Consider the following 21638-nt stretch of genomic DNA (forward strand, 5'->3'; position numbering starts at 1 on the left):
GAGAACGAATTAATGGCAACGCAAAAGGCGCGCGTACAGGAAGCGGGAGAAGGTCCGGCGCTGCTGGAGTCGGTGGATATAGTGTTCAAGCTGCTCGACGAGCTGTCGTCGGCGCGTCGGCCCATGGGCGTGACCGAGCTCGCGCAGATCATCGAGGAACCCAAGCCGCGCGTGTACCGGCACCTGGCTTCGCTGCGCCTGCTGGGCGTGGTGGAGCAGGACCCGGTGAGCGAGAAGTACCGACTCGGCGCTCGCCTCGTGATCTACGGCGCCGCCGCAAGCGAGCAGTTCGACCTGCGCCAGCTTGCAGATCCGTATCTCACGCAGATTCGCGACGCGACGGGACAAACCGCCCTGCTTTCGGTCGCGACCAACGACACCGCGCTCGTGGTGGCGACGGTCGAATCGAAGGCCAACGTGTGCATTTCAGTTAAGCCCGGCAATCGCGTGCAGCCCTACTGCTCGGCGCAGGGGCGCATCGTGCTGGCGTTCGCCGATGAAGCGAGCCAGCAGCGCGTAATGCGGCGGAAGATGCCGCCGCTCACGCCGCATACGATGACCGATCCCGCTGAACTCGCGGAGCGCCTGAAGCTGATCCGCGCGCGCCTTTACGACGACGCGCCCGGCGAAGTGACGGTCGGCATCAACGCGCTGTGCTGCCCGATTTTCGGCCATAACAACGTGGTGCTCGGCACGATCGGCGTGGTGGGTTCGAGCGGCGAAGTGATGTCGCCGCCCGAACCGGCCATGCTCAAGCACGTGCAGACCGCCGCCGCCGCCCTGAGCGCGCGCCTGAACGGCAACGCTTACGAGCACACGCTCGCGGCGCATCGAAAGAAAACCGAATAACCAAGGCATCGAAAGCATCATGACGAATCGACTGGAAAGCCGCGTGGGCACGCTCACCCTCAAGAACCCGGTGATTTGCGGCGCGGGCGAGCACACCATGACCAGCGACGCGATCCGCGCGGCGCTGCGCCAGGGCGCGGGCGCCGCGGTCGCGAAATCGACCAACGAATCGCAGGCCGCGAAAGACCAGCTCGATCGCACCGATTACGCACTGCTCGACGCGCACTGGAATCCTGTGCCGTGGCACCAGGCCGCCGCGCAGAACGCCACGCTCTTTTGCCGCTCGGGCCTGCTGCAACGCAGCTTCGAAGGCTGGATCGACGAACTCGCCGCGCTCGACACCGAAGCGCGCGCAAGCGACAGCTACGTGATCCCGAGCCTGATCCTCAGCAATCTCGAACAATGCGCGCAGTTCGCCGCGCAAATCGAGCAGGCCGGCCTGCGCGTGCTAGAAGTGAACATCGGCGCGCCGCACGGCGAGGAAGCGGCGCAAGGCGCGATCCGCCTCGAACGCGACGCCGAGCGCATTACGCGTATCGTCGCGCGCCTGCGCGAAAGCACGAAGCTGCCACTGTGGATCAAGCTCACCGGCCAAAGCGAAGACGTGGCCGGGATCGCGGCAGCGGCGAAAGCGGGCGGCGCCGATGCGGTCATTCTGATGGGCCGCTTCATGGGCTTTTTGCCCGATCTCGACACGCAACGCCCGGTGCTCGGCACCAACGCGGCGGTCGGCGGCGGCTGGGCACTGCCGCTCACGGCGCGCTGGATTTCGCTCGCGCGCCGCCGCGTGGGCGCGGATTTCCCGCTGCTCGCCACCAACGGCGCGCGCAACGGGCTGGACGTCGCGCGCTTTTTGCTCGCAGGCGCGTGCGCGACCGAGATGACTTCTGCCGTGCTCACGCGCGGTTACGCGGCGCTCGGCGACGCCATCGCGGAACTCGACGCGTACTTGCGCGAACGCGACCAAACCGTGGCCGAAGTTTTGGGCCGTGCGGCGGACAGCGTCGAAACCTATCAGCAGCAATCGAGCCGCCCCGGCTACTGGGAGCAGTTCGCGCCTTCGGCCGCAGCCTCGAACGATTAACCCAACACGCGCCTTTTCAATAAAGCGCTCTCACATAAATAGTCAGCAATCCAAATCAAATACAAGACGCAGGAGACATATGAAACGCTTGACCCCACGCTACGCGGCGCTCGTCGCGTTGCCGCTGCTTGCCGCCTCTAATGCGCACGCGCAATCGTCCGTGACGGTGTACGGACTTGTCGATACTTTCGTGCAATACGTCGATACCGGAAAAGGCTACACTGCCGCGATGAACAGCAGTGGCCAGTACGGCTCGCGCATCGGTTTTCGAGGCTCGGAAGACATTGGCGGCGGCAACAAGATCGACTTCGACCTGGAAAACGGCTTCAATTCGAACGACGGCACTTTCTCCACGGCGGGCTCCCTCTTTAATCGCCAGGCGTGGGTGGGCGCATCGGGCAACTGGGGCAGCGTGCGCGCGGGGCGGCAGAATTCGCTGCTCTTTCTCAACGAGGGAAGGCTCGACGCATTCGGCGGCGCGACGCAAGCCTCGGGCATCGACAACCTGAGCGTGTACACGTATCGCACGAGCAACACGGTCGGCTATTTTTCGCCGAAGTTCGCGGGCTTTCAGGCGTCGGGCTATATCGGTCTGGGCGATGCGGGCGGCTTTCGCTCTGGCGGCTCGAATTATCAGTTCGCGTTGACTTACGACAATCAGGCGATTTCGGCCGTGTACGCGATGCAAGGCGTGCGCAACGCTAACGCGACCAGCACGGAGCGTTCGACCTTCGCAGGAGGTTCGTACGACATTGGCGCGATCAGGCTCTATGCGGGTTACGCGGGCGCCTCGTGGGACGACATGCACATCAACATCCGCAGCGTGGAATTTTCGGGCCGCTGGACGATCTCGCCGTTCGCCTGGGTCGCGCTCGGCTATACGTTCCTGCAAGATCGCATCGGCAGCAACGACGCGGCGCAATACAGCGCGCTTTTCGACTACGCCCTTTCGAAGCGAACGAGTTTTTACGCAGCGGTTTCATGGCTTGACAATCGCGGCACCGCACAGTATCGACTCGCCGGCGCAGCCAATGCAGGTTTGGCGCTTGCGTACCCCGGCGCTCCCGCGCGTGGCGTCCAGGTCGGCGTCGTCCAGGCTTTTTGATCAACGCTGTTAGAAGCGTTAGAGAATGACGTAGAACTTGCGCATGGGCTCGGGCATTTCCCAGAGCCCCTGAGTGTTAGCAGCGAAGAACAGCGTGTCGCCCGGCGAGAATTCGACAGGCGCTTCGCCGTCTGGCGTGAAACGCCCATGACCCTGCAGAATATGCATGACTTCAGGTTCCATCACGATCCGGCGATAGGATCCCGGGGTACATTCGAAGATCCCGGTGTTCGTGACTTCCGCGCCGTCAACCGACTGTCGGATGCCGCGAAGTTCAATATCGGGCCCGCTGAGCGAAGCGATCGAGCCACGATCCTCGAGGTCCGGGAAGTGCGCGCTATTTTTAATGCTGGTGACTTTCACGGGGATATCCTGTTGCGTGTTCCGTCTATGATCGAAGCGAAAGATTTGCCCATTGTGGCATGAGTCTTTCGGGGTTAGCCCAACTATAGAAATGCAAAACCGCGCTGGGTTTAACGGCCATTAAACCCGCGGTTAAACGAGGATGAACGTCACAGGCAGCACAAGCTGCGGCACAGGGGATTTGGGAGGCAGAAGAAGGCGAGCAGGACGCGCGTGCGACAGAAAGCAGGAGACCGGCGGTGCACTGCACCGCCGCCTGTTGGGAGAAGGCTATCCCCTGAAATAGCGCTGTGCGAGTTCAACCCAGTAGCGCACGCCGACCGGCAGAATGTCGTCGTTAAAGTCGTAAGTCGGGTGATGCAGCCCGGCCGGCGCACAATCAGGCTTTGCATTTCCGATCAGCACATAGGTACCTGGCCGCTCTTCGAGCATGAAGCCGAAATCCTCCGACGTCATGTTGGGCGGCACGTTCGCGTGGACGCGTGCATCACCAAACGTATCGCGCAAAACCGCGTCGCAGAGCGCGGTTTCGGCTGGCGCGTTGACCGTCGCCGGATAGTACTGAAAATATTCGACGTGCACGCTTGCGCCGTAAGCCGCAGCAAGCCCCTCGCACATTGTCTGGATATCGCGCTGCAATTGCTGCTGCAACGTAGACGATAGCGTGCGGATCGTACCGCGCAGTTCGGCGGACTCTGGGATCACATTGTCTGTGTCGCCGGCATGCACCATGCAAACCGAGATCACGCATGGATCGACTGGATCCTTGTGGCGCGCTGCAATCGTCTGGCATTGCAGCACCATCGAACACGCGAGTGGAATCGGATCGAGCCCGAGATGAGGCTGCGCCGCGTGTGCGCCCTTGCCTGTTACAGTGATCCGGAAGCGCGAGCCCGCCGCCATGATCGGTCCAGTGCGCAGACCAAATTCGCCAGCCGGCAATCCTGGCCAATTGTGCATTCCGAATACTGCCTCGGTCGGAAAGCGCACGAACAGCCCATCGTCGATCATCTTCCGTGCACCGGCCCCGCCCTCTTCTCCCGGTTGAAAGACGAAGTGAACGGAACCGGGCAGTTGTGGCAGCGATTTCAATACGCGCGCCGCACCGAGCAACATGACAGTGTGGCCGTCGTGGCCACACGCGTGCATCAGGCCGGAGCTGCACGATGCATGAGAAAACGTGTTGGCTTCCTGGATCGGCAATGCGTCGAGATCCGCGCGAAGCACAATACCGCGCGACGGATCTGCGCCAGGGAGACTCGCTACGACGCCGGTTTGGCCGAGACCACGCACGGGTTCGTAGCCGAGCGACGCTAGCTCGCGCGCGACAACATCGGCCGTGCGAGTTTCCTCGAAGCGCAGTTCGGGGTTGGCGTGAAGGTCATGCCGCAGCTTCGTCCAATGTGCGTGATGCACGCAGTAGAACGGCAATGAGGTGTCGGGTTCGAGAGCGGTTTCCATGCTATCCATAGAGAACAGATACGGGCGGGAAAGCAACTATCGAAGTTGGCAGCGGCATACCAGATGCCCGCGAACCGCTGCATGCGCTGCTCATAATCGCTATGCCTCCACGCCGCTGTCTTAAGCGTAATACCCGAGGATCGATTTGATCTCCAGGTATTCTTCCATCCCTTCGACACCGTACTCACGTCCATTGCCGGACTGCTTGTAGCCGCCGAACGGCGCTTGCGGATCCCAGGCCGGGTAGTTCATATGTACCTGTCCCGACCGGATCTGTGCGGCAACCGCACGCACCGCGTCGAGGTCCGTGCCCTGAACATGCGCGCCGAGCCCGTAGACAGTGTCGTTCGCAATCTCGACCGCTTCCTCAACGGTATCGTATGGCAGGATCGACAGTACCGGTCCAAAAATCTCCTCGCGAGCGATCTTCATGTCCGTGCGAACATCCGAGAAGATCGTGGGTCGCGCAAACCAGCCACGCGTGAAACCTTCCGGCCTGTCGAGGCCACCCGTCAGCAGCTTTGCCCCTTCCTCGATGCCCGCCCCGATCATCGTCTGCACGCGCTCGAACTGCGCACGATTCGCCAGTGGACCGTGTGTCGTGCCGTCGGAGAACGGGTCTCCCACGACCATGGCCTCGACGGCTGCAATAGCCAGCTCTTCAACCGCAGGCAGGAGCGCGCGTGGCACGATCATGCGTGTGGGCGCACTGCAAGACTGCCCCATGTTACGGAATGCAGCTGCGACGCCGAGCGATACGGCGCGTTGCAGATCTGCATCCGGCAGGACGACATTAGGAGACTTGCCGCCAAGCTCCTGTGCGACCCGTTTGACGGTGGGTGCGGCTGCCTGCGCGACCAGTACGCCGGCACGCGTAGAGCCGGTGATGGACACCATGTCGACCTGGTCGTGCGCGGCAAGTCGTTCGCCCACTTCAGGGCCAGTGCCATTCACCAGATTGAACACCCCGGCAGGCAGACCAGCGGCCTCCACGATCTGGGCGAACAGAAGCGCGGACAGCGGGGAGAGTTCGCTCGGCTTGAGCACGACCGTGCACCCAGCCGCAAGCGCCGGCCCGACCTTGGCCGTGATCTGGTAGATCGGCCAGTTCCACGGTGTAATCAGCGCGCAGACGCCAATCGCCTCGCGCACTACTGCAGTCGCACCGCGCTGCCTGCGAAACGGATAGTCGACGAGATTGTCGCGCGCCACGCGCAAATGTTCGGCCGCGAGCGGCACGTGTGCGCCGCGTGCATAAGCAATCGGTGCACCCATTTCGGTCGTGAGCGCCTGAGCAAAAATCTCAGCACGCGCCAGCATCAACGCATGCAGTCGCGCGAGATACACTGCCCGTTCGTCAGGGGACGTGCCAGACCAGCTTGTGAATGCGCGACGCGCGGCTTGCACCGCGCGATCAACATCGGAGGCATCGCCGAGCGGCAATTCGGCCAGCGTCTCACCGGTCGACGGACAGACGACCGGTACACTTTCCGCCCCGGCGGGCGTCGTCCATTCACCGTCGATAAAAATACGGCTGAGATGCCCTGTGCGGCGCAGCTGATCGAGAGGTGATTCCAGCGGTGTTGTCATTGCGTTGCGTCCTTGTATCGGTACCAGGCTCCAACGATTGGCAGGAACCACGGCTTGCCGAAGTGGCCAGGGATCGCTGGCCAAGAAAAATCCTTCCACGGATTCAGGTCCGTACGGCCGTCCATGATGTCCGCCATGCGAGTGCCCATCAGCGTCGACATCTGGGTACCGTGACCGCTGTAGCCCATCGAGTAGTAAATGCCGTCCCGCTGCCCGGCGCGCGGCAGCCGGTTCTTTGTCATGTCGACCATCCCGCCCCAGCAATAATCGATACGGGTATCAGCCAGTTCAGGGAACACGCTCGCGAGTTGTTGCCGCAGGATCTGACCACTTTTTCCGTCAGCGCTGGGGCTCGACACCGCGAATTGCGCGCGGCCACCAAACAGCAGCCGGTTGTCCGGCGTGGTGCGGAAGAAGTTGACGAAATTCTTCGTGTCTGTCGCCATTCGACGACGAGGCAACAGCCGGTCAAGCACTTCGACTGGCAGTTTTTCCGTCACGATCAGAAACGCGCCGACCGGCACGATGCGTCGACGGATCCAGCCAAACGGACCGACCTGGGAGATGCCGCTCGCGAGCAGCACCTGCTTTGCACGGATCTCTCCGCGCGGCGTGCCGATCCTGTATGCACCGCCAGGCTCCCGGTTGAGTGCAAGCACCGGATTGTGCTCAAGAATGTGGACGCCACGCGCTTCGGCTGCACGCGCGAGGCCACGCACATAGCGGCCAACGTGCATCCCTGCGCTCTTGCCGAAGATCAAGCCACCGCAATAACGGTCGGAGCCAATCTCGTCGCGTAACTCAGCGCGCGTCAGGATGCGAGTGTCAGGATCAACGTGCGCAGCCAGCAGCTCGTGGCTACGCGCGAGCTTGTCAAAGTGTGCGGGCTTCGCCGCGAGCTTCAGCTTGCCGGTACGCGCAAAGTCACAGTCAATGGATTCCTCGCGCACGAGCCGCTCAACCGTGTCGACACCAGCATCAAACGCGCGGTACAACTCGTTCGCGCGTTCGACACCGATCAGCGTCGACATCGTTCCGTAATCCTGCGCGAATCCGTTATTGCACATGCCACCATTGCGGCCTGACGCAGCCTGACCAACCGTGCCAGCTTCGCACACGACCACGCTCGCGCCCTTCTTCGCGAGCGCGAGCGCGGCAGTCGTACCAGTGATGCCTCCGCCCACGACCACCACGTCGCACGAATCGACAGGTAGCCCCACCGAGCGCGATACGAACGGCTCCGATGTGTCCAGCCAGTATGATGAGAATTGCATCAGGATTTCCTTGCGCAGAACAGACAATGCCGGTGCGTCAGCGCACGACTGCGCGCCGCATCGGCATTGCGTGCATTACAGACCGACGACGCCGGCGAGGCCAGAAATATCGCGGATCTCGATGTTCTCGTAGAACGGATTCACCGGCTCGTGGCCGCGATTGACGAACACCTTGTGCTTCACACCCATGTCGTGCGCCGACATCAGGTCGTAGCGGAACGAAGACGAGACGTGCAGGATGTCTTCCGGACCGCACCCCAGGGTGTCGAACATGTACTCGAACGCACGCAGCCGCGGCTTGTAGGCACCGGCTTGCTGTGCCGTCAGCACTGCGTGAAACGGCGCACCGAGCTTTGCGACGTTGCTTTGGATCTGCGCGTCCATCGAATTCGTCAGGATCACCAGCGGAATCTCCTTCGCGACTTTTGCGAGACCTGCCGGCACATCCGGGTGCGGGCCCCATGTCGGGATGCTTTCGTAGATCGCCAGTGCGTCCTCAGGACGGAACGGCAGCGAGAAGGCTCTTGCCGCGCGCTCCAGCGCGTTGTGAACGATCTGCGCATACGGTTTCCAGTCGCCCATCGCCTCATCCAGACGGTACGCGGAAAACACCTTGCAAAAGCGCGCCATCTGGTCCGGCGCCAGGCGCGCCCCGTACAGTGCGTGAGCCGCTTCGTTCATCTCGAAGTGGATAAGCGTGCCGTGGCAATCGAAGGTAATGTATTTCGGGCGAAGCGTTGTCATCTGCGAATCCTCAGTGTGGATGTGTCGGCATCAGTGCAAAAGAGCCAGATACCGGTCATGCAATCGAAAAATTTGGCGAATTGTCTCGCGGGTGCTGCTTAGAAATCGGCAACCTTGCCCCAGACGGATTGCTCGAACCTTGCGTGCTGATAGGGCTGCGGATCGACAATCGGCGTAGCGCCGCTGACGATATCGGCGGTGAGGTGGCCGACACCAGGCCCAATACCGAAGCCATGGCCGCTAAGCCCCGCTGCGAACACAAACCCTGGAATTTGAGCCGATTCACCAATCACCGGCACACCATCCGGCGTCATGTCGATATAGCCAGCCCACGCACCAGCAACAGGTGCGGCAGCGATCGCCGGACACAACGCCGCAGCACGGCGACGGATTTCCGCGACAGTCGGCTCGTCAACGCTTGGGTCAAGCACACGCATACGCTCCATTGGCGTCGGCTCGTCGAGCCGCCACCGAGCGCTGCTCTCGTGACCGGAACGGACACCCTCGAACGTGCCAAAGCTGAGACTGCGCCAGCGGGAGGAAAACATCGGCAGGAAGTCCCGTGAATACCGCACCTTCTGCCAAGTGGGATCAAAGCGCGCGATACCGCTGATTGCGAGCGTATAGGTCGCGTCGCCCCGTCGCGTTATCGTAATGCCCGACGTGTGCAGCGCATCCGGCAGCGAGCCGGTTGGCAGCGATACAGCGGCAACCGATGCCCGGATCGTGGCCTGGGGAAACCGGATGCCGAGCTGCCGGCAAAAAGTCGACGCCCAGGCGCCACCAGAGAGCACCGCGATAGGCGTGCGAATCGTGCCGTGCTCCGTGACTACCGCTGAGACACGTCCACCCGATGTTTCAATGCCGCGCGCAGCACAGTTCTGGTGGACCGAGCCACCAAGTTTGCGTATCGCCGCTGCGACTGCGGGCGCTGCGCGGCCTGGATCAGCCGTGCCATCGGTTGGCGCAAACACGCCCCCTTTCCAGTCACGGCCCGTCGCTTCACCACGCGACCTCGCTTCGCGGCTACCGAACACCTCTGTCCTTACACCTGCCGAGCGCGCAAAATCGCACCAGCGTGCCCAGCGGGCGAGTTCGGCTTCGTCATTGCTCAGATACAGCAGGCCGCCGCGGCGAAAACCGGTCGTCTCGCCGGATTCGGCCTCGAACTGCTCCCAGAGTCGCAGGCTTTCAGTCGCGATCGGCAATTCACGCGCATCGCGGTTCTGCTGACGCACCCAGCCCCAGTTGCGACTGGACTGCTCGCCGCCGACAAGGCCCTTCTCCACGAGGGCGACCTTCATCCCGCGCTTCGCAAGAAACCACGCAGTGAATACGCCGACGATCCCCGCGCCAATTACAACGACATCGGCGTGGGTCGGCAGCGGGTCGTTAGCGTCGATCCGGGTCAGCGGTACGCGCATGGTCTAAAAACTCCTTTGATATCTGGCTTCATGAAATTCGTTGGACTGATTATCGAGTAGCGCATACGGGCTTTGTTGAACGATCAATAAAGCCAGCGTTAAAGAAGATTTAATGCTCTTCGCAGCTACACGCAGATTGAAACCGCTGGGTTCGAACCTTTATCGTTGAAGTGAAGCGGCCCGCACAAGGCCGGCCAGTCACGAGCCGTATCTGCGATCAGCGGCTGGCAAGTCTCGATATCGTGCAGACGCAAGCCAGCGCGCGGCTAAACAGCATCGACCACCGCACTGACCCACAACGCCCCATTCGTGCCCGCACAGGATTTCGTGCCACAGGCTCAGAGCGCCGGTGCGGCTTCCGCCTGCAGCAAAGCGAGATCCGCCTCCGTACGATGACACAGCACCTGCGCGCCATTTCCGAAGGTCCGCAGTGACGGCGCCGTCCGGTTGCAAACGCCGTCCACCCGCAAAGCACACCGTGCCAGGAACGTGCAGAGGTCGGGGTCCGACGCGACGTCGCCAATCGGCGCGAGCGGCCGATGGCAGCGTTCGCTCGCCTCATCGAGCCAGCCTTCACGAGGCTCGGGTGCCGACGACACCAGCAGATGCGAATACGGGTGCAGAGGTGGTGCCGACAGTGCGTGCCGATCCCCCGATTCGACACGATGCCCTGCGTAGAGCACGACAATGTCGTCACTGATCGCGCGGACCTTCGCGATGTCGTGCGTGATGAACAGATACGAGACGCCCAGTTGGCGTTGCAGATCTCGCAGTAGATCGAGGATTGCCGCGCCGACTACGGTATCCAGCGCCGAAGTCACCTCATCGCACAGGATCAGATCGGGTTCGGCTGCGAGCGCGCGAGCGAGATTGACGCGCTGCTTCTGACCACCCGACAGCTCGGTCGTGCGACGCTGCGCGATGGATGACGGCAGCTTCACCAGTTCCAGCAGTTCCGCCACCCGGCGCCTCGCACGCTCCCCCTTTAATCCGTGATAGAACGCGAGTGGCCGCGCGAGCGTGCGTTCAACCGTGTGCACGGGATTCAGCGCAGTATCCGCGTTCTGGAATACGATCTGGATGCGCCGGAACTGATCGCGCGTTCGCCCGTGCAGGCCACGCGGGAGCGGATCTCCATTGAGCAGCACGCTCCCCCCGCACGACGGCACGAGCCCCGCGATCACCTTCGCAAGCGTCGACTTGCCAGAACCCGATTCGCCGATCACTCCGACCGTTTCTCCCCGACGGATTGTCAGGTCGATATCGTTGAGGATCATCTTTTCCGGCCATCCCTTTGCGTCGCGACGCCCATAGCCCGCTGCAACGCGACGGATTTCGAGCAATGGTGCATCCGTCGTGTCGGTCGTACGCTCACGCGCAGGGAGATCTGTCGGCGTGACCGCCGCAACAAGGCTCTGCGTGTAGGGATGCTCGGGGGCCTGTAGAATCTGCGCCGTTGCGCCGATCTCGCGAACAACGCCTTCGCTAAGTACCGCGATGCGATCCGCCATCTGGCCGACCACTGCCAGATCGTGCGACACATACACGGCTGTCATGCCGCGCTCGCGAATGACAGTGCGAAATGCACGCAGCACATCGACCTGGGTGGTCACGTCCAGCGCTGTGGTCGGCTCATCGAGGATAACCACTTCGGGATCGGTGATCAGCGCCATCGCGGCCATCAGTCGCTGCAATTGCCCACCCGATACCTGGTGCGGATACCGCCGACCAATCGTTTCCGGTTGCGGCAGCGCAAGCGCACGAAACAGCTCAATCGCCTTTGCCTGAGCTGCGGCCTTCGACATCGTGTGGTGGATCAAAGCACTTTCGATCACCTGGTCGAGAATCGTTCGCGACGGATTGAAGGCTGCGGCGGCGCTTTGCGCAATGTAGGCCACGCGCCGTCCGCGCAGCGCGGCAAGCTCACGGGCACTGAGCGCAAGAACATCAGTGTTGCCGACGCGTACCGTGCCCCCTGCAATCCGGCAGCCCCCGCGCGCATGCCCCATCAGCGACAGCGCGATCGTCGTCTTGCCTGAGCCGGACTCGCCGATGAGCGCCAGTATTTCACCGCGCGCGATATCAAGATCAATGCCATGTACGATCGTCGTGTCAGGTTCTCCGGGGCGGCTGCCAACAACGCGCAGTCCGCGCACCTGCACGTGGACACCTGCATCACGCTTCGTGGTAGTCATGCCCGACCTCCCGATTTCTTAGCCATGCGACGGCCGCGTCGCGGCAAACCATCGACCAGTAGATTGACGCCGATAGTCAGCATCGCAATCGCCAGCGCCGGAAAGATCACGACTGGTGTACCTTCCCCCAGCCCTGTCATGTTCTCGCGTACCAGCGAGCCCAGATCCGCATACGGAGGCTGCACGCCAAGGCCGAGAAAACTCAGGCTGCTCAGCAGCAGTACGATAAATGTGAAACGCAGCCCTGTATCGGTCAGCATCGGATGAATCATGTTCGGCAGCATCTCGGTGCACGCGATGTACAGCACACCTTCGCCACGCGATCGTGCGACCTGCACGTACTCAGACGTACCGATGTTCACAGCCAGTGCACGTGCAATGCGGTACGAGCCCGGCATGTAGCTGACCGCAGCAGTCAGCACCAGCAGGGTCAACGACGAACCAAGCGCAGCGACGAACATTAGCGCGAACATCTTCGACGGGATCGACGTGAAGGCATCAAGCAGACGGCTCAGCGGTTCGTCGACGGCCGGACCCGAAACGGCAGCGAGCAACCCGAGCAGCGTCCCGACGATCGCCGACAACAGTGCCGACGCGAGCGCGAGCAGCACTGTCAGGCGTGTGCCTTCAATAATCCGGCTCAGCATGTCCCGCCCGAGGTAGTCTGTGCCCAGCGGGGTCTTCACGCTGATCGGACCGTACAGGTCCTGGGAGACGATCGTGCCTACCTGATGCGGCGCAAGCCATGGCGCGAACAGCGCAACGAAAAGCGCAAGTGCGACCAGCACTGCGCCTAACCAACCACCGATCGACAGACGCACGCTGGCGACGCGGCGAAAAACGGACAAAGGTGGGCGTGCGACGGCGGCGCCTGCATGATCTGAACGAATTCGGGAGAACATCATGTCCGCAGCCTCGGATTGGAAAGGATCGCGCACAGGTCCGCGAACAGGACCAGTAGCAGGTAGCCGGAGCAGAACAGCAGTGTGCAAGCCTGAACCAGCGCGAGATCGCGGTTGCTTACCGCGTCGACCATCAGGCTTGCGAGCCCGGGGTAGTTGAAAATCGTCTCGACAACGATCACGCCGCCTAACAGATAGGACAAGCTCAACGCAATTGCATTGGCAATCGGCCCAATTGCATTGGGAAGTGCGTGTCTCAGGATCAGGCGCGCCGGGCGAGCGCCTTTTAGCAGTGCCATCTCGACATACGAAGCGTTCAGTTGCTCAAGAACGGCTGCGCGTGTCATCCGCGCCATCTGCGCAATCACTACGGCACACAGCGTCATAACCGGCATTGCATAGGCGCGTAGCAAATCGTGCAGACTGTCGATTTCCCCGCCGTACGACAGAGCGGATAGCCAGTGCAGCTTGACCGCAAGCACGAGAACAGCAACGGTCGCAATCAGGAATTCCGGAGTTGCGATCAGCGAAAGCGTGCCAAGACTGATCACCCGATCGATCCAGGAGTCTCGGTTGACCGCGGCGACGATGCCACCAGTCACGGCAATCGGCACCGACACCAGCGCGGTAATCCATGTGAGTTGTAGCGACTTCGGCAAGCGAGACTCAATCAGCTGCGCGACCGGCAGGTTACTCGACGACGACATGCCAAAGTCACCGTGGGCCAGCGCGTTCAGCCAATGCACGTAACGCAGCCATGCCGGCTGGTCGAGTCCGAGCTGATGCCGGAGCGCCGCGACCGTTTCCGGCGTAGCCGACTGGCCGAGGGCCGCCTGCGCTGCATCGCCGGGCAACAGGTTCGTGATCACGAAGATGATCGCCGACACCAATAGCAAGGTTAGAAGCGCCGCCCCAACCCGCTGCGTAATCAATATCGCCATGCCGCGATTCATTTGCTACCTCCGTCAATCCCGCGTACGGGGACGCAAGAATGCGAATCCCCGTTCGCTTCATCACCGGACGCGTGAGCGGTCACCGTGCGTGCCATATGCACACCTGGCGATGCCGGGTGCGTCCGGCATTGCATCACGCATTCCACCAAACGTATTCAGCGAACGCACCACCCATCATCGCGCCTGTCGGAATCGAGCCGAGTCCCTGCAGACGCGTGTCATACGCATCGAGGAAGCTCAGGAAAGCGGGTATCCCAATGCCACACTGCTCCGATACGATTACCTGCATGTCACCGTACATCTGCTTGCGCTTCGCTTCATCCGTCTCCGAGCGCGCCGCGGCGAGCAACTGGTCGAACTTGGGGCTGTTCCACCCGGACTCATTCCACGGCGCGTTGGATTTGAAGAACTGGCTGAACAGCACGTCAGCACTGGCACGTGGATTCACGTTTCCGAAGCCCAGGGGATGCTTCATCCAGTGATTCGACCAATACCCGTCGGACGGCACGCGGTTCACGCTCAGGTTCACACCGATCTTCGCGCCGGCCTGCTGCAAAAGCTCTGCCATCTCGATCGAGCCATTTGCGTCGGTCGTCGCATACATTGGCGGCAGGGCGATACCCACAGCACCAGCCTTCTGGAAGTGAAACTTTGCCTTGTCCGGATCGTAGGGACGCTGCGGCAGTGACGCATTGAAATAGCGATGACCCGGCTGGATCGGCTGATCATTGCCAACCACCGCATACCCCTGAAAAACCGCGCTACGCAGCTGCTCCCGGTCGAACAGGAATTTCATGCCCTGCACGAAATCCGGGTTGCCCGTCAGAGGGTTGTCGCGACGCATAATCAGGTCGGTGTACAGCCCGGACTTCGTTTCCTTCATCGCATAGCCGGTCGTCGAACTGATACGTCGCGTCTGACGGGGATTCACCGAATTGATCAGATGCACGTCGCCAGCGAGGAGCGCGTTCACGCGCGCGGCGTCATCGCTAATGCCGATCAACTCAATCTGATCGAGGTAAGGGCCTGCGCCAGTTTTCCAGTAGCTCTCGTTGCGCACACCGACGGTCGACACGCCGGGCTTGAAGGACTTCAACCGATACGGACCCGTGCCAACCGCAGTCGTAAAGTTGGTCGAGCCCGCTTTCACAATGACCAACTGCGGCGTCGCCAGAATGACCGGCAGATCAGCATTCGCCGAATCCAGAGTCAATGTGACTTCGTCGGGCCCGGTCTGCTTTGCTTCGGTAAACTGCTCGGCGAGCACCTTGATTTTCGATGCGGTATTCGGATCCTTGTGCCGCATCAGTGAAAACACCACGTCAGCCGGCGTCAACGACTTGCCATCATGAAAGGTCACACCGGGACGAAGCTTGATCATCCAGACACGTCCGTCGCGCGACTCGACGCTGCGCGCGAGATTCATCTGCGGCGTCAGCGTACCGTCGAGAGTCGTCAGGCTGCTATAGAACGTGAAGCAGCGGATGTAGTCGGAACCGGTTGACGCCTTTGCCGGATCCAGCGTATCGGCGGTCGACGACGTGTCATAGGCGACTCGGATCGAGCCTCCTTTCTTTGGCGCAGGCGCTGCGAATGCGCGCGATGCAGTGCCAATCCAACCGCCTCCCGCCATCGCAGCGCCGCCCGCCGTCATCAGTCTCAGCATGTCGCGTCGCGTCACGCCACCCGTTGTTTTTTCCTGCTCGGTCATGCCCATCACTCCTCGTGTATTCACTGGGTCGAATCGCTGACTGCCATGCAAAGCAACGATCCACGTGACGACGCAGCCCGCTCCACGCAGGCGAGCGTCGCCACCGCGTTATCGGTCAGAACATCGCTTGAGTGATCAGCCCGTACCAGCGAAGATCAGGATGCGGAGCACGGCGATGTGCGTCTGCGGGAGCATTGCGTACCATCTTGACGACAGAGTCGACGCACGGCAGCCCCTGCTCGGCCAGCCAATCGTCGACACTCGATCCGTCGGGTACGTCAACCCGGATGTACTCGTTCTCACGCCCTGCCAGCCAGTAGCCGATTAGCGCCTTCGCATGCAGGTCGTCCTCCGAGTTCGTCGCGATAACCGGCCCGATCACGTAGCCGCGCCCAAAACTACGGAAAACAGAGAAGCCGATAATCGCGCCGTCACGCTCCAGCACAACGCCCGTGCCAACCTGGAACAATGCGGCAAGCATTGCGGCGCGTTCGAGACCAGTTGCACTCGCCGCGAGCGCGGAGAGCACCGAAACGTCGCCGGGTTGGGCATCACGAAGTCGCAGGTTATCCGGCAAAACGACGGGGACAGTCTCCGTCACTCGACCCTGATGCTGGTTCAACAGACCGCAGACGCTGAAACCCAGCTTTTCATAGAGCGGCTGTCCGGCCGGTGTCGCGTGCAAAAACGTTACGCGCTCACCCACCTCTTTCAGCAGCATCTCCATGAGCGTGCGGCCAATGCCCCGCCCCTGATATGCGTCGGACACGATTACGAGACCCAGAGAAGCACGCTCTGGCCCATGCTTCCAGCAAAGTGCAGTACCGATCACGTCGCCATCCAGTTCCGCGACGAAGCCGGTGCCGGCATCCAGTGCGAACTGCCAGTCCTCGGGACGATGGGGCCACGACACTGCGAGCGACATCGCATGTGCGGTGGGGATGTCCGCCGACGTCATCAGTCTGTAGTTCGGGGTCGTTGTCGACGCTTTCTGCATGGAGCTTTCAGTCGCCTTAATATTCATACGTACACCTTAATGATTGTCGTTGCGATGCGATCTCTTCCCGGGCGCCTGCCGGGGTACGGCTGGCACCACCGTTGAATCGATTATCCGCGATCAAAATAAATATCAATTAATCGCCGACTAACATCGCATTAAGAAAAATTTAATGACCGAAGATCCAGTCTGCGCCGATCATCGGGGCTGGGCGATGCCACCAGCATTGCTTCGGGCCCCTATGAGCGGCCTCTGACGGTGCTGCGGCCGTCTCAGTCAGTGAGAACGCGCCGCCTTGGCGCTGCTCGCGGGCAGGACAGCCATCGTTCCGGCTCGCAGCACACGATACGGGGCGGGATTTTTGGCGTGTTTAATATCTATTGAACGTATGATTTAGGGCCATTTAATGATCGAACTTGACGACATGCGGCTGTTTCGGGCACTGGGGGCATCCCGTTCGCTCGCCGCTGCCGCGCGCCTGCTTAACCTCACACCGCCGGCCGTGTCGGTACGCCTGCAACGCATGGAGGAACGCCTCGGCTTGCGCCTGGCCGTGCGCGAAGCACGCGGCGTTACCCTTACCGACGAAGGCCTGAAGTTACTCGAAGAATCTATCGAGCTGCTGGAGAGGATCGAGTCGATTGCGTCCCGCGTAGCTGAGCAATCGGGAAGCGTCAGCGGACATTTGCGTGTAGTCGCGCCATTCGGGTTCGGCCGTACCCACATTGCGCCCCTCCTTCGTGAAATGCATCTCACGCATCCCAAGCTGGAGGTTTCACTGATTCTTGCGGAGAGTCCGCTATCTGCCGCCTCGGGCGCGGACATCGTGTTGTCGATCGGTGCAGCCAAATCGTCATCGTGGGTCGGCCATTTCCTCGCACCAAACGAACGCTTCCTGTGTGCGAGTCCCGCATACGCGAAGCGAATTGATCGCCTGGACCATCCAGCTGACCTTTCACACTACGAATGCCTGACACTTCGCGAGAACGATGAGGACGTAACGCGCCTGCGCTTTATGCCCGCGGGCGACTCACACAAGCCCGGCGCCAAGGGAATCACGGTGAGACTGTCAGGGGCACTTTCGTCGAACGACGGCACTGTAATCAGCGACTGGGCGACTGCCGGCCTCGGCATTATCGAACGCTCGGAATGGGATGCTGCACGTTTGATCGCCTCCGGCAAGCTGGTCCGAGTGCTTCCCGCATGGAGGCTGGAGCCGGCACCGATCATGGCGCTACTGCCTTCGCGTCACGGCGTGACGAACCGTCAGCGATTATTCCTCGACGCCGCGAAGCGGGCCCTCGATCCTCCGCCCTGGAGACAGCCGGCAGGCGTTAATCCGGTTTAACGATCGGTTTATCGTCCGTTAAACACAAGCTGAAAACCGACTCCTATAGTGGGAACTCCATCCAGGCTGCGCAGCTCCGTTGCCCAACGCTGTGCGCCGGTATCTCGCAAGGAGTCGAATTTTGAATCTGCAGTCGTTGAACACGCCGGCCGCCCTGATCGACGTCGCGCGCATGAACCACAATATTGCGCGCATGCAACAGCGCCTTGACGCGCTAGGCGTCGCGTTCCGGCCGCACGTCAAGACCACCAAATGCGAACCCGTCGTACGTGCGCAGCTCGAGGCGGGCGCGTGCGGCATTACCGTATCCACGCTCAAGGAAGCCGAGCAATTCTTTGCAGCTGGCATTAGTGACGTTGTCTATGCGGTGGGTATCGCACCGGGAAAGCTGCCTCAGGCACTCGCGCTACGACGCGCAGGCTGCGATCTGAAACTTGTCACGGACAGCGTCGCCAGCGCAGAAGCGATCGTCGCCTTTGGTCAAGAGCACAGTGAAGCATTCGAGATCTGGATCGAGATTGACGTCGATGGTCACCGCTCCGGCATCCCCCCCGAAGACGCAACGCTCATATCTGTCGCAACCGCCCTGGTGGAAGGCGGGATGCACCTGGGTGGGGTGATTGCACACGCAGGATCGAGCTATGAATACGACACGCCGGAAGCGCTTGCACACATTGCTGAGCAGGAGCGTGCTGGCACCGTGCGAGCGGCGCAGCGCCTGCGTGAAGCAGGCTTGCCGTGCGAAGTCGTGAGCATTGGCTCCACCCCTACTGCACTCGCCGCCGGACATCTCGAAGGAGTGACCGAGGTGCGAGCCGGTGTTTACGTGTTCTTCGATCTTGTCATGCACAACGTCGGCGTTAATGAAACGTCCGAGATCGCGCTCAGTGTACTCACCACGGTGATTGGCCACCAGGCCGAGAAAGGTTGGGTGATCGTCGACGCGGGGTGGATGGCGATGAGCCGGGATCGTGGCACGCAAAAGCAAAAGCAAGATTTTGGATACGGTCTCGTCTGCAACGAGCAGGGCGAGGTACTGGACAGCTACCTGATGTCGGGGGCAAACCAGGAACACGGAATCATCTCGCATGTTGGTACGCCTGATCACGATATTGAAAAGCACTTCCCGATCGGAACGCGACTGCGCATCCTGCCGAATCACGCTTGCGCCACCGGTGCACAGTACCCCGACTATATCGCGGTCAAGCCGGACGGCGAATTGCAAACGTGGCCGCGTTTTCACGGCTGGTAAATAGCAGTAAACGCACGGGAATACGGTCTGGTCAGACCAATTCGATACACGCTATTTTCTCGTTAAATCTCTAGAACTATGGATGCCTACGCGCAACTCCTTCTGCTGGACAACGAATCGGTCGAATTCGCTTTGCAAACTGAAGACGTACTTGGCGCCGTCCGCGAGGCCTTTGTTCTTCACAGTCAGGGTGCCGGCCGTGTTTTTCCGGTCATTCGAGAAAAGCTGCATACGGGAGGTGTCTTCGGGATCAAGGCGGGAGATGTTGCTGGCCAGAACCTCCTCGGCTTCAAGGCGGCGGGGTTTTGGCCATCCAATCGTCAAACAGGGAGCGAACCGCATCAGGCAACAATTCTTCTGATCAATCCCGCGACAGGTCGGCCACAAGTCATTCTGGACGGCAACGCAATCACGACTGCCCGCACTGGTGCTGCGGGTGCATTGGGCCTGAAAACCTTCGCGCGAGAAGACAGCGAGCGGCTTTGCCTGTTTGGCACCGGCGTCCAGGCTCACATCCAGCTTACGTACGCACTCAGCACCCTGCCGAATCTGCACGACGTTCAATACGTAAGTGCGTCTGGCGAGCCGGAACATGGCTTCGAGGCTCAATTCCGTGACCGATGCACGATTCGCGTAGCAAGAGACCGCAACGATGCCGTCGCATTGAGCGACGTCGTCATCACCGCTACGCCGGGTCGCCAGCAGCTGTTCGATTCGACGGCAATGCAAGCCGGTACGCACCTCACCTGTGTTGGCGCTGACACAGCCGGAAAGCGCGAATTGCCGCCCAACGTGCTGGAACGCGCACGCGTTTTCGTTGACGACAGGCAACAGGCACAGTCGATCGGCGAGTGCCAATGGGTTAGCGGCATTCAATGCACCGAGATCGGCGATGTGCTCGTCGGCAAGGTACCGTTCCAGCGCGAATACAGTGACATTACTGTCTTCGACATGACCGGACTCGCCTTACAGGATCTCACGGTTGCACGTCTGGTTTACCAAAGCGCCATATCAAGCGGAAAGGGGCGAACCGTCGCGTGGCCTTGGTAATTGCATACCAGCAGGCCGGGGATTCAACACGAATTGGCCCGCCGTATGCTCCAGATACACACAACACACATTGCTCCGCTGATGCAACCATGGTCGTCATGGGAGCACTTTATGTTCAGGATTACGAAATGCCCTTTAGTCTTGATAGCGATTCCCTGCTCCCGGGCCGCAATTACATCGACGGCGCCTGGGTGGAAGCCGTCGACGGCAGCACGTTCCCGGTCAGCGATCCGGCCACCGACGCCGTGTTCACGCAAGTCCCCAACAGCGGCGCACAAGACGCGAAGCGCGCCGTGGACGCCGCGCACAACGCATTCGCCACATGGCGCAAGGTCCCGGCGAAGCAGCGCGCCGCGATCATCAAGCGCTGGAACGATCTGATCGTCGCGCACACCGAAGACCTCGGCAAACTGATTTCGCGCGAACAGGGCAAGCCGCTCGCCGAAGGCAAGGGCGAAGTGCTGTACGCGGCGAGCTACGTCGAATGGTTCGCCGAAGAAGCCACGCGCACGAACGGCGACATCATTCCCGCGCCCGTGCCGGGCCGCCGCATGTATGCGCTGCGCGAACCGGTCGGCGTGATCGCCGCGGTCACGCCGTGGAATTTCCCGGCCGCGATGATCGCCCGCAAGATCGCGCCCGCACTCGCCGCCGGTTGCACGGTCGTCTGCAAACCCGCCGAAGACACGCCGCTCACGTCGCTCGCGCTGGTCAAGCTAGCCGAAGAAGCCGGCGTGCCTGCGGGCGTGCTGAACATCGTCACCGCCTCGCGCGAAAACACGCCCGCCGTGGTCGACGTCTGGCTCGACGACGCGCGCGTGCGCAAGATCACCTTCACCGGATCGACGCCCGTGGGCAAGCATCTCGCGCGCCGCAGCGCCGACACGCTCAAGAAGCTCTCGCTCGAACTCGGCGGCAACGCACCATTCATCGTGTTCGACGATGCCGATCTCGACGCCGCCGTCGAAGGCCTGATGATCTCGAAGTTCCGCAACGGCGGACAGACCTGCGTGTGCCCGAACCGCGTCTACGTGCAGGCGGGCGTGCATGACGCCTTCGTCGCGAAACTGGCCGCGCGCGTGGGCGCGCTCGTCGTCGGTCCGGCCACCAACGCCGCCTCGCAGATCGGCCCGATGATCAACGCGCGCGCGGTCGACAAGATCGAGCGCCACGTGCGCAATGCCGTGGAAAACGGCGCGAAAGTGATCGTGGGCGGCACGCGCGTGCAGTCGGAACAGTGCGCCTCGGCGAACTATTTCGCGCCGACCGTGCTGATCGACGCGACGCCGTCGATGGACTGCTCGTGCGAAGAAACCTTCGGCCCGGTCGTGCCGAT

General features: G+C 61.5%; 18 protein-coding genes. 7 read left to right on the forward strand and 11 right to left on the reverse strand.

Features of this window, described 5'->3' with window-relative positions:
• Positions 1-12: 12 nt before the first annotated feature.
• The 3 genes from BMY06_RS36270 (at position 13) to BMY06_RS36280 (ending at position 3038) form a co-directional block, all read left to right on the forward strand.
• Complete coding sequence (locus BMY06_RS36270) at positions 13-849, forward strand: IclR family transcriptional regulator (protein WP_074987657.1); 837 nt, start codon at positions 13-15, stop codon at positions 847-849.
• 19 nt (positions 850-868) lie between these two features.
• Positions 869-1933 (forward strand): beta/alpha barrel domain-containing protein, encoded by a 1065-nt coding sequence (locus BMY06_RS36275; protein WP_074987658.1) that lies wholly within the window; start codon positions 869-871, stop codon positions 1931-1933.
• Between the two features lie 79 nt (positions 1934-2012).
• On the forward strand, positions 2013-3038 hold the full coding sequence (locus BMY06_RS36280) for a porin (RefSeq protein WP_074987659.1): 1026 nt from the start codon (positions 2013-2015) through the stop codon (positions 3036-3038).
• 18 nt (positions 3039-3056) lie between these two features.
• Here BMY06_RS36280 and BMY06_RS36285 read toward each other — a convergent pair whose 3' ends face one another.
• From BMY06_RS36285 to BMY06_RS36335, 11 genes are all read right to left on the reverse strand, one after another.
• A complete protein-coding gene (locus BMY06_RS36285; protein WP_074987660.1) occupies positions 3057-3401 on the reverse strand; it encodes a cupin domain-containing protein in 345 nt (114 codons plus the stop codon).
• 270 nt (positions 3402-3671) lie between these two features.
• Positions 3672-4862 carry a M20 aminoacylase family protein gene (locus BMY06_RS36290; protein WP_074987661.1) on the reverse strand — a complete coding sequence of 397 codons (1191 nt, stop codon included), beginning with the start codon at positions 4860-4862 and terminating at the stop codon, positions 3672-3674.
• Between the two features lie 120 nt (positions 4863-4982).
• Positions 4983-6452: an aldehyde dehydrogenase family protein gene (locus BMY06_RS36295; protein ID WP_074987662.1), complete on the reverse strand. Its 1470-nt coding sequence runs from the start codon at positions 6450-6452 to the stop codon at positions 4983-4985.
• Positions 6449-7726 carry an NAD(P)/FAD-dependent oxidoreductase gene (locus tag BMY06_RS36300; RefSeq protein ID WP_074987663.1) on the reverse strand — a complete coding sequence of 426 codons (1278 nt, stop codon included), beginning with the start codon at positions 7724-7726 and terminating at the stop codon, positions 6449-6451. Before BMY06_RS36300 ends, BMY06_RS36295 begins: the two co-directional genes overlap by 4 nt.
• A 75-nt stretch (positions 7727-7801) precedes the next feature.
• Positions 7802-8470 carry a haloacid dehalogenase type II gene (locus BMY06_RS36305; protein ID WP_074987664.1) on the reverse strand — a complete coding sequence of 223 codons (669 nt, stop codon included), beginning with the start codon at positions 8468-8470 and terminating at the stop codon, positions 7802-7804.
• Positions 8471-8568: 98 nt separating this feature from the next.
• Positions 8569-9894 carry an NAD(P)/FAD-dependent oxidoreductase gene (locus BMY06_RS36310; RefSeq protein ID WP_074987665.1) on the reverse strand — a complete coding sequence of 442 codons (1326 nt, stop codon included), beginning with the start codon at positions 9892-9894 and terminating at the stop codon, positions 8569-8571.
• 338 nt (positions 9895-10232) lie between these two features.
• A complete protein-coding gene (locus BMY06_RS36315; RefSeq protein ID WP_074987666.1) occupies positions 10233-12089 on the reverse strand; it encodes an ABC transporter ATP-binding protein in 1857 nt (618 codons plus the stop codon).
• A complete protein-coding gene (locus BMY06_RS36320; protein ID WP_080180722.1) occupies positions 12086-12994 on the reverse strand; it encodes an ABC transporter permease in 909 nt (302 codons plus the stop codon). The genes BMY06_RS36315 and BMY06_RS36320 overlap by 4 nt, the downstream gene beginning before the upstream one ends.
• Positions 12991-13944: an ABC transporter permease gene (locus tag BMY06_RS36325; RefSeq protein WP_074987668.1), complete on the reverse strand. Its 954-nt coding sequence runs from the start codon at positions 13942-13944 to the stop codon at positions 12991-12993. Before BMY06_RS36325 ends, BMY06_RS36320 begins: the two co-directional genes overlap by 4 nt.
• A 133-nt stretch (positions 13945-14077) precedes the next feature.
• Positions 14078-15655 carry an ABC transporter substrate-binding protein gene (locus BMY06_RS36330; protein WP_074987675.1) on the reverse strand — a complete coding sequence of 526 codons (1578 nt, stop codon included), beginning with the start codon at positions 15653-15655 and terminating at the stop codon, positions 14078-14080.
• 115 nt (positions 15656-15770) lie between these two features.
• Positions 15771-16679, reverse strand: coding sequence for a GNAT family N-acetyltransferase (locus tag BMY06_RS36335; RefSeq protein WP_080180721.1), 909 nt, complete (start codon positions 16677-16679; stop codon positions 15771-15773).
• Positions 16680-17058: 379 nt separating this feature from the next.
• Here BMY06_RS36335 and BMY06_RS36340 point away from each other — a divergent pair, with 379 nt between their 5' ends.
• The 4 genes from BMY06_RS36340 to BMY06_RS36355 form a co-directional block, all read left to right on the forward strand.
• Complete coding sequence (locus BMY06_RS36340; protein ID WP_074987669.1) at positions 17059-18000, forward strand: LysR family transcriptional regulator; 942 nt, start codon at positions 17059-17061, stop codon at positions 17998-18000.
• 121 nt (positions 18001-18121) lie between these two features.
• The gene (locus tag BMY06_RS36345; RefSeq protein ID WP_074987670.1) at positions 18122-19252 is read left to right on the forward strand and encodes a DSD1 family PLP-dependent enzyme; all 1131 of its coding nucleotides are present in this window, start codon (positions 18122-18124) and stop codon (positions 19250-19252) included.
• A gap of 78 nt (positions 19253-19330) precedes the next feature.
• A complete protein-coding gene (locus BMY06_RS36350; RefSeq protein ID WP_074987671.1) occupies positions 19331-20302 on the forward strand; it encodes an ornithine cyclodeaminase family protein in 972 nt (323 codons plus the stop codon).
• 128 nt (positions 20303-20430) lie between these two features.
• The coding region (locus tag BMY06_RS36355; RefSeq protein WP_074987672.1) for an NAD-dependent succinate-semialdehyde dehydrogenase at positions 20431-21638 on the forward strand (1208 nt) is incomplete at its 3' end.

The sequence above is a fragment of the Paraburkholderia tropica genome (assembly GCF_900109265.1).
Lineage (GTDB): Bacteria > Pseudomonadota > Gammaproteobacteria > Burkholderiales > Burkholderiaceae > Paraburkholderia > Paraburkholderia tropica.